This is a genomic window from Candidatus Firestonebacteria bacterium RIFOXYD2_FULL_39_29 (genome assembly GCA_001778375.1).
Lineage (GTDB): Bacteria > Oederibacteriota > D2-FULL-39-29 > D2-FULL-39-29 > D2-FULL-39-29 > D2-FULL-39-29.
The window spans coordinates 109,706-127,554 of sequence record MFGV01000018.1; the positions used below are offsets into that span (position 1 = coordinate 109,706).

5 protein-coding genes and 1 pseudogene are annotated in these 17,849 nt (G+C 45.0%); all 6 read right to left on the bottom strand.

Translation table 11 applies throughout. From position 1 onward, the window contains the following. Window positions 1-18: 18 nt before the first annotated feature. The gene (locus A2536_02910; GenBank protein ID OGF47707.1) at window positions 19-10,050 is read right to left on the bottom strand and encodes a hypothetical protein; all 10,032 of its coding nucleotides are present in this window, start codon (window positions 10,048-10,050) and stop codon (window positions 19-21) included. Between the two features lie 263 nt (window positions 10,051-10,313). After that, the gene (locus tag A2536_02915; protein OGF47708.1) at window positions 10,314-11,756 is read right to left on the bottom strand and encodes a hypothetical protein; all 1,443 of its coding nucleotides are present in this window, start codon (window positions 11,754-11,756) and stop codon (window positions 10,314-10,316) included. A 124-nt stretch (window positions 11,757-11,880) separates the two neighbouring features. Continuing rightward, on the bottom strand, window positions 11,881-12,579 hold the full coding sequence (locus A2536_02920; protein OGF47709.1) for a hypothetical protein: 699 nt from the start codon (window positions 12,577-12,579) through the stop codon (window positions 11,881-11,883). Next, window positions 12,576-15,227, bottom strand: coding sequence for a hypothetical protein (locus A2536_02925; GenBank protein OGF47710.1), 2,652 nt, complete (start codon window positions 15,225-15,227; stop codon window positions 12,576-12,578). Before A2536_02925 ends, A2536_02920 begins: the two co-directional genes overlap by 4 nt. Before the next feature lie 54 nt (window positions 15,228-15,281). Next, window positions 15,282-17,162, bottom strand: coding sequence for a hypothetical protein (locus tag A2536_02930; protein ID OGF47711.1), 1,881 nt, complete (start codon window positions 17,160-17,162; stop codon window positions 15,282-15,284). Between the two features lie 311 nt (window positions 17,163-17,473). Continuing rightward, window positions 17,474-17,849: pseudogene (locus A2536_02935) on the bottom strand (hypothetical protein).

Here is a 17,849-nt window from a genome sequence, read left to right on the forward strand (position 1 = left end):
GTCCTTGCTTTGTTTGCTTCACTTAATGACTGCCATTTTCTTTGTTACCTTCTTTGTCTCTCCTGTTACCTTATCTTTTGCGGTTATTTGATAAATATAGACGCCGCTGGCAATTTTCTCATTCAGGTTGTTTGTACAGTTCCAGTCATACCTATACACCGGAGATCCTGTCTTATCAATCTCACTGTCTGTGATCGTTCTTATGAGTTCCGCAGCCAGGTTAAATACCTTTATTTCTGCTTCCATATTTGCATAACCGGAGGTGAACTTAAATGTTGTGACACCGCCGCTTATCGGATTCGGGAAGTTGTAAACCATTTCTTCCTGTAACGCCTCTACGGCAAGGTTTATTGTCACCTTTTCCCCTTTATGCACCGTCAGCTGCTTATTTGAAACTTCAATATCCCCGTAAAAACCTTTTACGGCATAATTTCCGGAGAGCAAATTGGGTATTTTGAAATTACCGTTTGCATCCGGCTCTATTCTTATCATTTTCCTGCTCCCCTGCCACAATTCCACCGCCAGTGCCTGACCGCTGATACTCATGGCTTTACCCGGAGCCTTTGCCAGAGCATATTTTTTGGCAAACTGAAGCGGCACTACACCCGAGATCTCACCCAGGGAATAGGTGACGGCTATTTGAAAATCCATGTTATTTATTGTTTCTGTTGTCGGCTGGAAGGCGCTGCTTATATAACCTTCCAGGGTCTGAGCCGAAGCCAAAATTGAATATTCTCCCGCCGTTATCGCGGAAATACGGTACTTTCCGTCTACATCGGTTGTTCCCGAAGCAAGTAGCACCTCGTTTAGTTTCAATTCAACACTTACCGCGGCGATCGGCAGATTGTCCGGTGTTGTGACTTTTCCGGCTATCAAATTCATTACCGTGAACTTAGAAGGACTTGTTGCCGTACCGACACCGGTTGTTATTTTAATATCATAAATTCCGGCGGGCAGACCCAAAGGAACCACGGCACCGCTTATTACCGTATTTGAAATACCGGCTCCGCTGTAGTCCATGTTTGTATCGGAAGGCATAGTCGCTATTTTTATTGACTGCACATTAGAAGAACTCCCGCCTCCAAAATACCCTGTTCCGGAAATTGTAATTGTAGTTGTATAAATATTGTAACCAAGCAGAGGTTCTATCACGGAAATAACCGGAATGGGAGGATTTACGGTAATCACAGGGCTTACACTTAAAGTGTAGACCGAACCCTGATCCGCAGCGGTTATTGACGCTGTTCCCGCCGTCATAAATGTTACATTAAACGTCTTCGTTCCTGCGGCTAAGAACAAGGGCGCCGGCTCCGTATCCAGCAGGTCATTTGTATTTATTTGAACCTGCGGATTTGCCGCTATATTTTTATTCCAGTTGGCATCCGTACAATTAACCGTCACCGCAAACGCTGTTCCGGCAGTCTGTGTTGAAGGGACGCCTGCTTTTCCCGTGGGCGACCCGGCAACTGCCGCTTCGCCCGGCGTTAAGAGCTGTAACTTCACCGCCGCACCCGCATTTACCGTTAGATTCGGGCTTGTATTCGCCGTTAAATTTGTCCCGCCTGCGTCTGCCGCAGTCAGAGTACTTACCCCCGCCGTCTTCAAGGTCACTACAAATGTTCCGGTTCCGCTTGCTAACACCGCTGTTGACGAAGGCGTGTAAAGATCCGAGCTGTTTACACTTACCGACGGATTTGAGGAAGTAACTTTGTTCCACCCCGCATCTACCGAGTTTACGGTTACCGTGAATGCTGTTCCTGCAGTTACAGTTCCAGCAGTGCCGGTTTTTCCGGAAGCTGATCCGGGAAGAGTTCCCTCTCCGGGGACTAAAAGCTGTAACTTTACCGCAGAGCCGCCGTTTACCGGTATGGTGCCTCTTATAAACGTTGTATATATAGAAGCCAAATCTGCCGCGGTTATTGACGCTGTTCCCGCCGTTATCAGAGTTACATTAAAGGTCCTTGTCCCCAGCGTTAAGAAAGCCGGTGCAGGTTCCGTATCAAACAAATCGTTCGTTGATACTTTAACCTGCGGGTTCGCAGACGTTACTTTATTAAAGTTATCATCCACGCAGTTTACCGTAACCGCAAAAGCAACACCGACTGTCCGGGTCGAAGGAGTTCCTGTTTTTCCCATAGGTTCTCCCGGAACTTCCACTTCCCCCGGAACGAAGAGGTTTAATTTCGCTGCAGGTCCGGCATTTACGGTTACCGCCGGGCTTACATTCTGAGTGTAGTTCGTTCCTGAACCCAGAGTATCTGCAGCTGTGATTACCACGCTCCCGGCAGTCAGTAAGGTAACGGCAAAGCTCTTTGTAGAGGCCGCCAGTACTGCCGCTGCCGGCTCTGAATCATTTAGTTCACTAGTAGTAATAATTACTTCCGGCTGTACTGCGCCAGTTACGATATTCCAGCAGTTGTCTACGCAATTTACAGTTACATTAAACGCCGTACCCGCTGTTCTTACCGAAGGTGTGCCGGCCTTTCCAGGAGTTCCGGTAAGTTTACCGGCAACAGCTGCTTCGCCCGGTAATAAAAGCTGTAACTTTGTTGCGGTACCATTATTTACATTTATGCTCGGACTAATATCTGCAGTATATACCGAACCCAGGTCCACAGCTGTAATTGCGGCTGTTCCTGCGGTCACAAACGTTACATTATAAGTATTCGTTCCGGCAACCAGGAATGCCGCGGCCGGTTCCGTATCATACAGATCATTAGTAGTTATCCTGACCTGAGGGGTCGAGGTTATATCCTTATTCCAGTTGGCATCCACGCAATTCACTGTTACAATAAAGCCCGTTCCGGCTGTCCACGCAGTAGGAGTTCCCGTCTTTCCGGGAGTTCCGGTCATCATACCGGCAACCGCTGTTTCTCCCGGGACCAAAAGCTGAAGTTTCGTTGCCGGAAGTGTATTTACGGTTATATTAGGAGAAGCATTTAAAGTATATACGAAACCAAGGTCCGTAGCGGTTAATACCGCCGTTCCCGCTGTTACCAGTGTCACACTATATACCCTTGTTCCGAGTGTCAAGAAAGCCGGTGCTGGTTCGGTAGAAGACGTGTCACTCGTTGTAATTTGTACCTGCGGGTTTGCCGTATTATTTTTATTCCAGTTAGCATCCACGCAATTTACCGTCACTACAAAGCTTGCGCCGCTGACTTGCACGGCTGGAGTTCCGGTTTTTCCGGTCGGAGATCCGGGCACCGCTGTTTCTCCCGGGACCAAGAGCTGCAATTTTACAGCTGCGCCGTTATCTACCGTGATATTTGGAGTTGCATTTGCCGTATACACAGAACCCAGATCTGTCGCGGTTATTATCAGCGTTCCCGCTGTCACCGCTGTCACGCTAAAGGTCTTTGTACCTCCGGATAAAAACAAGGCGCCGGGTTCTGAATCGTTCGGATCATTTGTTGATATTTGTACCTGCGGGTTTGCAGCTGTATCTTTATTCCAGTTAGCATCCACACAATTTACAGTTACGACAAATCCTGTTCCTGCCACCTGAACGTCAGGCGTTCCGGTTTTTCCTGATGGAGATCCGGGTACGGCTGTTTCTCCGGGAACCAGAACCTGAAGTTTAGCCGCCGCACCTGTATTCACTGTTATATTCGGGCTCGCGCAGGAAGTATATACTGAACCCAAATCCGTAGCGGTTATTACCGCCGTTCCTGCCGTCACAAGTGTTACATTATAAGTCCTGGTGCCGGCTACCAGGAACGCAGATGCAGGCGCTGTAGCAAACGGATCATTAGTTGATATTTGAACCTGCGGATTAGCGGAAACAACTTTATTCCAATTTACATCCACACAGTTAACAGTCACATTAAACGCCGTTCCTTCAGTCCGGACAGAGGGTGTTCCCGTTTTTCCTGGAGTCCCGGTCATCATTCCGGCAACCGCAATCTCTCCCGGCACTAATAGCTGCAGTTTTACTGCAGTGCCCGGATCTACTGCCGTACTAGGGCTTACATTTTGGGTGTAATTTGTTCCGGTACCTAAAGTATCTGTTGCAGTGATTACTACACTTCCGGAAGTTTGTGGTGTGACAGAGAAGGTCTTAGTAGAGGAGACAAGTATTGCTGTGACCGGCTCTGCATCATATAGATCACTTGTAGTTATCAGCACTTCCGGCTGTAAGGCTGCGGTTACAATATTCCACCAGTTATCCGTGCAGTTTACCGTCACATTGAACGATGCTCCCGTTGTTCTGGTTGAAGGTATTCCGGTTTTCCCAAGTGGTGTCCCGGCAACCGCCGTTTCGCCCGGAAGAAGAAGTTGTAACTTCGAAGCAATATTCATATTTACGGTCACGGCCGGACTTGCTGAGGCCGAGTAATAGGGACCAATTCCGTCAACATCCGTAGCGGTGATAGTCGTAACTCCCGCGGTCAGTAAAGTCACACTAAATGTTCTCGTTCCGGAAACGAGCGTTGCTTGAGCGACCGACGCAGCATTTATATCAGAAGTTGTGATCTCCACCAAAGGTGCAGCAGTGACTTTATTATACCAGTCATCCACACAATTAACTGTCACATTGAACGCGGCACCCGCAGTCCTGGCTGACGGCGTTCCCGTCTTTCCCGGAGTTCCGGTACCCATTCCGGCAGCCGCTGTTTCTCCGGGGAGTAAAAGCTGCAACCTGGTCGCTATATTTCCATTCACCGTTATATTCGAGGTTGCTCCGGTCGTATATACAGAACCCAGATCCGTTGCGGTTATTACCGCCGTTCCTGCGGTTACAAGCGTTACGGAATATGTCTTAGCTCCAAGAGTTAAGAATGCCGCAGCCGGCTCCGTATCATACAGATCACTCGTTGATATCTGAACCTGAGGATTTGCTGATGTAACTTTATTATAATACTGGTCGGTGCAGTTGACTGTAACATTGAACGTGCTTCCCGCCGTCTGCGCGGAAGGTGTGCCGGTTTTTCCCGACACTTCAATAGGCGCGCTTACTTCACCGGGAACCAACAGCTGCAGTTTAATCGCAGCATCCGGGTTAACGGTTAAACTCTGCTGCCCTGTTATCGTACCGGTCACCGTATCCGTCGCCCTCACCCAGATGGAACCCACAGTCATAAGTTTCACTTGATTGGTAAAGGTATGCACACCGTTATCCCCGCCGGAACCCGGCAGGAAAGTGTAATTCGCAGGAAGCTGTTTTCTGCTGTCGGTATCATTACTTGTGAAAGTCACGGTACCTGCATAACCTTTTGCCTGATTATTACCGGCGTCTTTTGCCATTACCGTTACGGATTGCAGAGTACCAATCACCACAGGGTCAGGTATACCGTAAACATCCAGATGGTCAACCGGCACAAAATAAACAAAGGAATTTCCCGCGCCCGGGGTTTCAACATTACCCGCAGCATCCGTAGCTTTGGAACGAATAAGATAATTTACACCGTCAGTCCAGGCCGGACTTACTTTGCTCCAGGAAGTTGTTCCCGTGGCAGCAAGCCAGACCTCCACATTGGAAGACCAGTCTGCGCCGTTGTAATATTTATTAGCGTCTGTATCCTTGATTGACACACCTATTGCCCCGACGGTAATATTATCGGAAGCCGTACCCAGAAGGGAAGCAGGTCCACCGTTTACGGAAGAACCATTTACCGGCTGTGTCACAGTTGACGAAGGCGTAGTAGTATCATAAATAAAACTTATTGCCGCAACGGGTGTTTCGACATTGCCTGTATTATCAGTTGCTTTTGACTGAATTCCATAACTATTTCCGGAGGTCCAGGCCGGCGCAGAATAACTCCAGTTATTTGTTCCGGTTGCGGCCACCCAGGTAGAAGCCCCCCAAACCGATCCTGTCCAATAAGTAGTATCCGTAATATTTTTTATCGAGAGCTGCACAAGTGTAACGGAGTTGGAATCCGTTGCGGTACCGGAAAGAGCCGTCAAACTCTTTAACGGCACTCCGTTAGCCGGAGTAACAATAGCGGAGGTTGGCGCTTGACTATCAAAAATAAATGAATTTCCCGCGCCCGGCGCTTCTTGATTGCCGGCGGTATCATCCACTTTTGATTTTATTAGATAAGTATTTCCACTTATCCAGGCCGGGCTGGAATAGTTCCACGGGTTTATTCCTGTTGTATTTAGCCAGTTTCCGGAAACATCCCAGACAGCACCATTCCAATAAGTAGTATCAGTAACATTTTTTATCATTATTTTCATATTTTGCAGGCCGGAAGTGGCATCCGAACACCCACCGGAAAGCACGGGAAGCGAACTAACTGTGACCCCATTCGCAGGTGCAAATATAGAAGATGCCGGCGGAGTATCGTCATACCAGAAGGTATAACTTGCGCCGGTTGTTTCCTCGTTGCCCGCGCCGTCTTTGGCCTTTGACCTTACAATATATTGCTTCCCGGTTGCCCAGGTAGGGCCGGTGAAGGTCCAATTACTTGTGCCAATAGCATTTACCCAGGTATTCGCCGCCCACGCTCCACCCGTCCAATAAGTAGTGTCTGTGATATTGTAAATATTTAAACTAACAACTACAACCGTTGAAGCATTATCCGAGGCCGTTCCGGAAAGCGCAGGCACAGTATTTGTTGTAGGAAAGTTTGGATAGGTGATAGTTGAAGCCGGTTCCTGATTATCATAAAGGAAAGTAATCCCTGCGCCCGGTATTTCAACATTACCTGCGACATCCGTCGCGGTCGTTTTGATCTCATAAGCTTTCTCGTTCACCCATACCGGCGCGATATAAGTCCAGTTAGTTGTTCCTGTTACGGTCACCCAGGCAGCCGGATCATCCCATATAACACCGTTCCAATATTTATTGATTGTCAGATCTCTGATAGAAGTCTTTACCAGGGCAACTCCGGAAGAACTGTCCGCCGCTATTCCAGATAATGTACTTAATGACTTCACTGCCGACCCATTTGCAGGATTTACAACTGCTGAAACCGGCTCCAAACTGTCAAAAATGAATGTTACCGCAGATGAAGGCGTTTCGGTATTGCTCGCATTATCAGTCGCTTTTGATACCACAATATAAGTTTTTCCCGAGGTCAAACCGGGCGAAACAAAAGTCCAGTTTGTTGTTCCGGTGCAAACCAACCAGTTAACAGAACCGGACCAGCCGCCGCCATCCCAATAAAGCGTATCGGTCGTATTCCTGATGCTTATTTTCACATTATTAAGAACCGTCTCGTCCGTCGCCGTTCCGGTGAAATTTACAAGGGCTTTAAGATAACTCCCGGTTGCCGGATAAGTTACGGCGGAAGAAGGGAAAGTATTATCAAGTACAGTAAATTTTTGTACACCGGTTGCATTGGTCCCGCCCGGTGTCGTGACCAGTACGTTGTAGGTGCCGCCCTGTACGCCAGGAGGAACTGCACCGCTTAACGCTGTATCGCTCATCACCGTGTAACCGGTCAAAGCGGTATTCCCGGAATCATCAAGTTTAATTCCGGTAACTTCCGCCGAACTTCCCCCGCCAAAATACCCTGTTCCGGTTACCGTAATTGTAGTTGAAGAATTATTATTACCGGTAGACGGGGATACGGTTACGACCGTTGGAACACTGCCGCCGGAAAACACCGTCACCAGATTAGTCCCTGTTCCGGTCCCGCTTTCTGTAGTCACCGATATATTATATGTACCTGCAGGAATACCCGGAGGCATTATCGCTCCCGGAATCCATGTGTCTGTTATACTGCCTGCCGCGGGAATGGTTACCGCCGCGCCGTTTACGGATATAGACGTAACGTTAGAGGTTCCCGTTCCTCCAAAAAACCCGGTCCCAAAGATTGTTAAAGCATTTGCAGAAGTATTATCAAATGCTCCGATCGGAGTTATACTTGCCACAGTCGGTGCGGTGGTCGTTACGACAAATTTTTGTACACTCGTGGCGTTTGTCCCGCCGCCTGTTGTTACCTTAACACTATAAGTCCCGGCTGTTACTCCGGAAGGGATTATTGCATTCTGGATTACTGTATTACTAATTACTGTATAGCCTGTCAAAAAAGTATTTAGGCCATCATTTAATTTGATGTTAAATACATTTGCCGAGGCTGTTCCGCCATAGAATTGATCACCGTCTATCATAATTGTTGTCGGGGCACTATTGCTTCCGGTTGAGGGCGATATATTTTGAACACCGGGAGGAGTGGTTGTCACGACAAATTTTACCGCGCTTGTAGCGTTCGTCCCGCCCGGCGTTGTCACTTTTACGTTATAAGAACCACCTTGAATGCCGGAAGGCACCACCCCCATTAGTATAGTATCACTTACTACACCATACCCGATCAAAGAAATACTCCCGGGATCATCCAATTTAACATCGGTAACTACCGCCGAACCCACTCCACCATAAAAACCTGTTCCTGTTACGGTAATTGTAGTTGAGAACATGTTACCACCTGTCCCGGGGGTTACATTTGTAACTATTGGAGCACCGCCGCCCGCCCCTGTCACAACAAATTTCACCCCACTTGACGGGTTCGACCCGCCGCCGGTTTTCACCAGAACATTGTAAGTCCCAGCAGTTACTCCGGCAGGGATTATTGCGTTTAATAGCGTAGTATCATTATAAACAGAATATGAGGTAAAGGCAGTGTTAGACCCATCATCCAATTTAATACCTTCTACATTGCCGGAAACAGTACCTCCGAAAAAGCCCATCCCTGTAATTGTAGTTGTCGTCGGTCCCGAGTTACTTCCTGCTGCAGGTTCTACATTAAATACCGCCGGTTGATTGGTTGTCACAATAAATTTTACCGCGCTCGTCGTATTAGTCCCGGCTGAGGTTGTGACCAGTACGTTGTAAGTGCCGGCCTGAATGCCCGGAGGTACAAACACGGTTGTTATTTCTGTATCCGTTATGGTCGACCCTAAAATGGTTAGAACCGTATTAGAGATATCATCAAACTTTACTGCAGTTACAGCTGAAGAACTCCCGCCGGCGAAATAGCCCGTTCCGGTGATTGTTATTGTTGCCGGCGACAGGTTGGACCCGCTGTTAGAGACAACGTTTGTTACAGCAGGCAAATCTGAGGCATTATATAAAAATGTATTTCCCATGCCCGGGGTTTCATCATTGCCGGCCCCATCAGAAGCTTTTGATTGTATTAAATAATTTTTCCCGTTTGACCAGGTAACGGACGACGAATCCAAACTCCAGCTGTTGGTTCCGGTTGCATTAAGCCAGGTATGCGGAGCAACCCAAGCCCCTCCACTCCAATAAAAATTATCTGTTGAGTTTTTAACAGCCACCTTTACCGTTGCGACAGGAGAAGTAGCATCCGAGGCGGTACCCGCCAGCACAACTAAAATACTCACCTGTGTTCCATTTACCGGAGTGGTAACGGTTGAAGAGGGTGCTTGATCATCGAAGATAAACGTACTGCCTGCCGATGGTGTTTCGGCATTGCTCGCAGTATCCGTTGCTTTTGATTGAATTACATAAATTTTCCCGTTTGTCCAGGACGGAGCAACATAACCCCAGACATTCGAACCCGTTGCCATAATCCAGGTCTGCGAAGCACCCCAGGAAGAAGCACCGTCCCAATACAAAGTATCCGTAATATTTTTAATACTTGTTTTTACATTACTAATTCCCGTTTCGTCTGTTGCCGTTCCGGAAATGGTTGGTAAAGCCTTGAGGTAAGTTCCGTTTACAGGGGCCACTACCACGGAAATCGGTGCAGAATTATCAATAACTTCAAATGTTTGCGTGCTTGTTGTGTTTGTCCCTCCGGCAGTGGTAACTTTCACATTGAACGTACCCGCCTGGATACCGGAAGGCACAGTCGCGGTTATTACAGTATTGCTTGCTACATTATATATTGCTAAAGATGTATTTAGCGCGTCGTCTAATTTAATTTCTGTAACAGCCGAAGAGCTCCCGCCGTTATAAAAACCGGTTCCATTAATGGTAACTGTAGTTGAAGAATTATTATTACCGTTTGCCGGCGCTATGTTTGTTACAGCAGGCACTTCCGCAAAAGCAGGAAGAACGGATAAAAGTACAAATAATAATACCCGCCTGGTATTTATTATTTTCTCAAAATATGTTTTTTTCCTTTTTTCCATTCTTTTATTCCTACGCGGGCTAAACCCCGCTCAATCCGTCAGCTTAGCTGACGAGATTTCGGAGATTCCAAGGACTATATATATTTTAAATCTCCTCAACTTTCTTCCTCCGCCTAGGCGGATTTCGCAAAGGGTTTATGGTTTTATCCACCCAGGCGGATTGAGAAAAAACTTTAAGGATAGATATTTATCCTTTTTCTCAATATTATACCTTTGCTCAACTTCCTCTTTCTTCCCTTGCTGTTCTTGCTGTCCTTGCTTCTTTACGGTTTCAACACCGTCACATTGTACGGTTCTGTTTTTGTCGTTTGGGGTTTGCTGTCTGTGGCTTCTATATAGAAGGAGAACTTACCGCTTTTGCCGAACTTCGCCGACTCGTAACTGTAAATGCCTTCCAGTTTGGTTCCCTGCACATTTACCATTTTTACTGTTTTATTCTCTCTGCCCTCGGGGTTTATATAGGTTATTCTTACATCTTTGATTTCTCTGTCGTCACTTACTTTTATTTTTAGATAAACTTTCTCCCCGGCCTGCGCTGAGAGGTCGAAATTCAGAAACTTAATCTCGGGAGAGGTATCCATAACTTCATATTTAAACTGCTTTTCGTCTGTTTTCTTAGAAACTCCCATGACATCAGCATAAAGAGCCAGCTGTATATTGTAAATTCCTTCTCTACAGGTATCTTCTATATCTCTGGTCAGCTCTACCTGTTTTGCTTCATTTACGGCTAAATCCGTTTTTTGCATAGGGAATTTGTAAGTATAATCCCACGGTCCTTTTATTTCCGCAGACAAACTGAAGATTTTTTTTATTTCTCCGGTGTTTTTAACTTCTACGCCGGCAATTACCTGCTCTTTGAGCTTTACCTTGCCCAAATCCGCACTTTTGAATAAAATTTCACCTTTTACCTCAAACGGCAGTATCTCAAAAGGTATCTGCGCGGAAGAGTATTTCCCGGCATCCACCCGTGCAATGCATTTCCCGCCATCAATCAGCGAAGCCGGCAGATCATATTCAAAATCTATCTGTTTTGTTTCATTAACTCTCAGAAAAACATTTCCGTTTTTATACCAGATGTTTTTACCGTCTTTTAATATATTTAAACCCGTTTTGAACTCATAATCTTTTTCACCCGTATTCTTCACTTCAGCTTCTATCTTTATTTTTGTCCCCGGTTTTTGGGGAGCAATAGTATTTAGTATTTTTACCTGCGCACTTACATTTTCAATCACACTGAAATTTTCTTGTAAAAGAGAAACTATCGTCTCTTTACCGTCAGAAAACGAGGCCTCAACCTTGTAAACGCCGATTTTCGCCTCAGCGGGAATACTATATTCAAAATCAAGCTGTTTGGGACCATCTTTTGCAACAAGCTTTACCGGTTTTGTTACTGAAAACACCTGCACGTTTGCAGGATCGACTATATTAAGCTTAAATATACACTCGTATTCAGGAAAATTCTCAAGCCGGAGCTCATACATCAGTTTTACTTTTTCTTTTACTTTAAACTCAGTCCTTAGACCCTCCGTCTTGAGTAAAGAAACACATTTTACGGAATCAAACGGATTTAATACCGGTTTAATTTTTATCTGTAAAACGAAAAAGATCACCGCAGCCGCGATAACAACAAGCACAATATAAATAAAGGCTGCATTCTTACCTTTATTAGCTATATTTTCTATGCCTGCTGTTTTTGCTTTTTTCACTTTTTCCTCATCCGTCAGTATAGCTGCCGAGATAAAACAAATCAGACACTGGATCCCTGATATACTTAAAGCCGTATTCCGGGATGACAAAAACATAATACAAGAACTTATTGAATATTTTTTGTCACTTTTTCTTAAATTTTAATTTGATTTCGTCTTCTTTGTCGCCTGTTTTTAACTTTATAATTATATTTTTCTTGTTTGGCGCGTCCTGAATAGTCGTTTCCCATTTATCACGCTTGCTCAGATCTGTTGTCTGCGGCGGCTCCGGAGGCTGACCGGCCATAATAGTGGTCTTTGTAGAAGCTCCCGCCATAACTTTTCCAAGACTATTCATAAGTTCCAGTAATCCTTCTATGACTATAACCTCGGTCCTGTTCTGATCAAGCACATTTACTTCGAACTCAGTTCCCTTCACAGCGCAGATAGCCGTAGGCGTTACTATTTTTACGGCTTTCTCCTGCTTTAAATATTTTGCCCAGATCCTGCCTGCCACGACTTTCATGGAGGAGGTATCCCCCGCATTTTTCATATCTTTTCCCTCAAGGATTATTTCACAGACGGAGGATATTTTTATTTCACTCCCTTCCATGAAAAAAAGCGAGGCCTTGCCGTTATCGCCTGTCTTGATAAGATCTCCTTCATATAAGAACATACCCTGTTTTGCAGGTACTAATTTACCGGTAGTTACGGATTTTACTTCTACTTTACCCGAGATGGCGGCCAGTATTGCCATCGCAGGTTTTTTAGAAGCAGCGTCCTCCCCCCGTAAAGCCGGCACCGAAAGTAAGACCGCTATAAGTATAACCGTAAGTTTCTTCATGGCTCAACCTCGATTTTCACGTCGGTGATAACACTCTTCTTTCCGCTCAGGTTTTTCATGATCTCTGTCAGATCCCCTTTTGTTTCAATATCGGTCAACTCATAACCGTTAATGGCTTCCAGTACGACCTGATTGCTCTTTAAAAGTTCCTTAAACACAGACAGCACCTGCTCCTTGGTTATATTCACCGGTTCAACCAGAAGTTTAATATCATCCTTTATCACAAACGCTTTCTTTTCTTTCAACTCCACTTCCAGAGGGGCCGGTACTTTATAACCTGTTTTGGCAATTTTTAAAGTATATTTTCCGATGATGGCATCTTTAATAAGGAAATTACCGCCTTCATTGGTTTTAACTTCGCCCTTCAGCGCCCCGTCAAAAGAAATTACAACTTCAGCCAGACCTTTCCCGTCCCCGCCCACTACTTTTCCGAGGATATTCACCGGCGGTTCCTCTTCCATTTCAAGATCAATACTTTGTTCTTTGCCTAATAGTACTTTTGCTTTTGCAGAGTTCTTTATGTACCCTGTTAATTCAACATCAATTGTATATTCCCGGTCATCAATATCGGAAGGAAGGAGGCTTGTAAAGCCGTACTCTCCTTTATCATTTGTCGTCGTACTGTTTTTTTCCTCAGTTTTATTATTTGCAAGAAGCACTTTTACGTCTTTTAAAAGATTTCCTTTTTTATCCTGTATTTTGCCTTTAATGAAACTCTTAGCCAAACTAAGCTTTATATCGGCCCCGATCACAAAGGCCTTCTTTTCCTTTAATTCCACGCTGAAAAGCGCAGGTGTCAGATAACCTGTTTTAGACAGCTTCAAAATATATTTTCCGATAACCGCATCTTTTATCAGAAAATTACCGCCTTCGCTGGTTTTAACTTCGCCTTTTTGTACACCGTCGTAAGAAATACTGACATCTGCCAAACCTTTACCGTCCTCGCCCACCACCCTGCCGAGGATATTCACCTCCTGCACCAAAGCTTCTTCCTCAAGGTCCAGATCAACATCATTTTCTTTGCTGTAAAACACTTTCACTTTCATACCGTTCTTTTTAAAGCCCTTCAGCTCAATATCTACGGAGTATTCCCTGTCATCAACATCGGCCGGGATAATATCATTAAAGATGTACTCCCCTGTCTCAGTCGTGGTTATATTGAATTTTTCCGCAGTTTTATTATTGGTCAAGACCACAAGCACACCCTGTAAATATTTTCCCTTTTTGTCTTTTATCTTTCCCTTTACAAAACTCTTATTAAAATCCACCTCAAAATTCTGTACTTTAGCGGTCTTGTCAAGCAGGGTAACGCTCTTTTCATCAGCTTTAAAGGCCGGCAGCTTTGACGCTTTTAATTTGTAGAGCATACCCGTCCCCACGGGAAGTTTTAACAGTTTATAATTACCGTTACTGTCCGTTAACACCTCACCCTTCACCAGCAGGTTATCATAAGAAACGGAAGCCCCTGCCAGTCCAAGCTGGGTATTTTTTATGGTGACCCTGCCGGAAATCTCCGCGGTATCCGGCTCTATCTGCAGGCCTTTCGTTATCATATTATTTCTGTCATTATCATCTTTAAAATCGACCAGACCTGAAACCGTCGGCATGAAAATTCCCTCGCGCAGGGGTTCGAACTTAAAAGTAAACTCTACATTTTTTGCGGCGCCTATTTCCAGAAAATCCACGGTTTTAACTTCACCCGACTGTTTGCTGTCTATAAATAATCTTACGGCAATACTTGATTGCGCGGTATTACCCTTATTTTCCACCCGCACGGCTATTTTGAGGTCCTGTTTGACAAACGCATACAGCTTATCCGTGAAAGAACCCGTCCAGTCGATCAGACCTATATTTGTAGCGGCAATATCTTTTATCAACACGGGCTGCGAGGCCACTTTAACGGTAAAGTTAAACGGTGTCTTGGTGCTGGCTACAACTTTCCCACTCCCGTCCAGGCCTGTCACTTTCCACCAGTAGACCGTATCGGCATTTAGTTTTTGCCTGGGGTTGGAAGGATTGTCCGGATATTGTATGGAATTGAGCGTAGAACTCGCAAGCCAGATAGGATCCGAAAAACCGGTTGACGTATCCACGTAGACATTATAGGTGGAAGCTCCTGAAGCCACCCAACGAAAAGTCAGAGGACTGTCGTTCAAATCTTTTATATTATTTGGCGGATAAAACAAAGTAACGTAAGGCGAGGTCACTGTAAAAGTAACTGATTTAGAATCCGTCGCGCTTTCATTCGTGGTCACCGTACCTGTAAAAGTATAAGTTCCCGGAATCGTATAAAACGTCATCGGAAGGTTTTTAAGCGAAGACCCTCCCGGTCCTACTTTTCCCAGAATGGAATTCCCGGTGTGATTCAACACCTGTTTTCCCGCCGGATCTTTCACGGTAAAAGTAAAATTAATTTTTAAAACATCCTTGGTACTCGTGCATTTTATATTTAAATTTAACGGCTCTGTGGAGGAGTACTGGGGACGGGAAATACCCAAAGAATCTGAGACGCTAACTGCTGAAATAGTAATATCCACGGCGTATAGATGCGAAGCTAAAAGTAAGAAGAAAGCAGCAAAACAACCCCTTGACTTCAGAAAAATCACCTCTTTATTGGTATATTTTATATATAGTAGAGTATACCGCATTTTTCGGTTTTTTCACTAATTATTATAGTAATTTCTCTTACATTTTCTGCAAACCTAGAACATGTAATTCAACCGGGTGCTTATTATATTGTCCGTATAAGCATTCCCCGGGACTATCCCGTCGGAGTATATTGTAAGTGTATACCCTGCTGACAGACTGAAGCTGGAAGAGAGATTATAATTTGCTTCAAGGCTGGCGTTTTTTGTCGAGTTTCCGGTGGTATTCAGCAGATCACTTCTCCTGGTATAATTTACAAAGCCGTTCAAACTGAGCTTCTCGGGTATGACCTGAAACGTCCCGCCTGCATCGACCGACAGGGAGCCGGTAGAATTGCTGTTCGCAATACTGTCCACGCTCGTCAGGGTCACGCCCCCGGATAAAGAGAGATTGGGCAGCAGCATCGTGTTCAATCTAAAATTCGAGCTGGTTGTTTTCAAACTTGATAATCTCGGCGTATTATCCGCGAAATAGGAGTTCTGATAGCTCATGGAAGCGTTAAAAGCTTCCAAACTGTAATTCAAAGCCGCAAGATAACTGTTAGTGTTGTTATCCAGCAAAGCAACATTATCCGCCAGCATGGAGTTGTAATTATAACCCAGTATCAACACCGGCAAGCCCGGCGCCAGCGAAATATTTGCCGTAGACGCCAGAGTCAGGATATTGTTGGTTAATTTTCCGGGATCACTGTTTAAATTATCACGGGAGAAATTATAACTCGAAGAGAAACTGGAGCTTCCCCCGAGTCCCATGGAAGCCGACGCGTCATAGGTTTCTTTATCGTTACCGAACGCCGGACTGCCTTTGGAAACAAAACCTGCGCCGACCCGCTGATAACCCGCGTTAAATAATATACCTGAAAGATTTAGAGCAGTTGAAAACCGGCAGGCACTGTCTTTTGTTTTTTCCGCTTCGGTAAAAGTGTCCGGGTCATAAAACGCATAACTTATCTCGCCCAATACTTTCACATTTTCTTTCCAGGAAACGGCAATATTTCCGCTGTAAACCATATCGTCAACCGGAGTAATCCCCGGACCGGAGTTGCTTATCGAACTTCTATCGTCCGCGGCATAGCTCACGGAAACTCCCGGTTCAATATTAAAATCCTTTTCCTTGAGAGGGAAAGATATTTTCGAACCTGCAACATACTGCATGTAGGATCCGGCTGATGTATCCGTGCCTTCTCTGGACTGCACGAGCCGCCCGCCTATAAGCATGGCGTTAACACTCTCCGTTTTCAGATCAAAAGCCGCGCCCCGGACCAGAACCCCGGAAAGCGTGAATTTTAGAAGTTCCATACTGATATCACCGAGCGAGCCGGTGAACTCCCCGTCATAATAATTCAGGAGTGCCCGGTCCAGTTTTACATTTTCCGCCTCGGAATAATCCACATAGGTGTTGGCAGTGATGGTTTTTCCGTAAACCTGTCCGATTAAATTCAAATTAAAATTCCAAAGATAATTTGACCGGTCGCTTTTCTTGTAAGCTAATGCCATGTTGCCTTTCATCAGTACCTTCGGCGGCTCGGGCGGTTTGGGAAGAATGTCAAAATCATAATAATCTGTGGAAACGAGCAGCTGGTTAAGGTTTACCAGATTCACTTTGTAAAAATATTTCCCGGAATAATCATCCTGCAAATTATAGGGCAGATAAGCCAGCACCGATTCCCCCGGTTTGGTTTGAACATTACTGTACAATCTGGGGGATTTTCTTATCAATTTTTTTTCTGAGTCATAGATTTCGGCTTCAAAATAATAATCCCCCGGTTTCCAGTTCTCAGTCCCGACATTAATGCTTACTATCTGGAATGTTATTTTTTCACCTGCTCTTATCGGATTGGGAGAAGGCACTGAAAACTGGATTTTCCCAAGATCAGTGCCAATACTACTTTGGCTAAATAATATAAAAAATACACCAATATACAGAAAAGTGCTCATACTTGTACTTCTTATTTGAACTATATAACGCAGCACAAATAAGAGTATATTACTAAAAGTGAAAAGTGTCAACTGTGAAGTTCAAAACGATAAAAGCCAAATACTGTTAAGCAGTATTGAATAAAAGACACTGCCCTCAAAAAAGACAGATGGGGAAGAGCCAGGATAGCATGGCCCCACAATCCCTCCAAAAAGAATGGCGGGCAGGCGAATATTAGGCAAGTAAAAAATGTTCAAGAGGAATTTCCATATTTTATCTTTGTCTTTACAAGGAATGTACCGGCAATAATTTCTCACTAAAATCGAGCGACTTATTTTATTACTGCAACCTTTCCGACTTTCTTATTTCCATCCGGCGAGACAATCACATACAAATAAACGCCCCGGGCTGCTGATTCATTACTCTCATTTTTTCCGTCCCATTCTACCCAGCCTAAATTACCCAGGTCTGATTCTTTTATCTCTTTAATCTTTTCTCCGGCTATATTGTAAATTGTAGCTGTGCAGTCTATGGGCAGATTGATCATTTTCAATTTACCTTCAATCGCCGAGGCGGGATTATACGGATTCGGATAAGCTATCACATTGTCTAAATTACCGCTTACATACGTTCCCAGTACTCTATATGTACCGAAACGATCCACTGCCGCCGTTACTTTCCCTCCGGATACTGTTTGAGTACCGCGA

Coding starts and splice junctions, on each gene's coding strand:
- A2536_02930 (OGF47711.1), bottom strand. CDS start 17,162: ATGAGCACTTTTCTGTATATTGGTGTATTTTTTATATTATTTAGCCAA.
- A2536_02910 (OGF47707.1), bottom strand. CDS start 10,050: ATGGAAAAAAGGAAAAAAACATATTTTGAGAAAATAATAAATACCAGG.
- A2536_02920 (OGF47709.1), bottom strand. CDS start 12,579: ATGAAGAAACTTACGGTTATACTTATAGCGGTCTTACTTTCGGTGCCG.
- A2536_02925 (OGF47710.1), bottom strand. CDS start 15,227: ATGCGGTATACTCTACTATATATAAAATATACCAATAAAGAGGTGATT.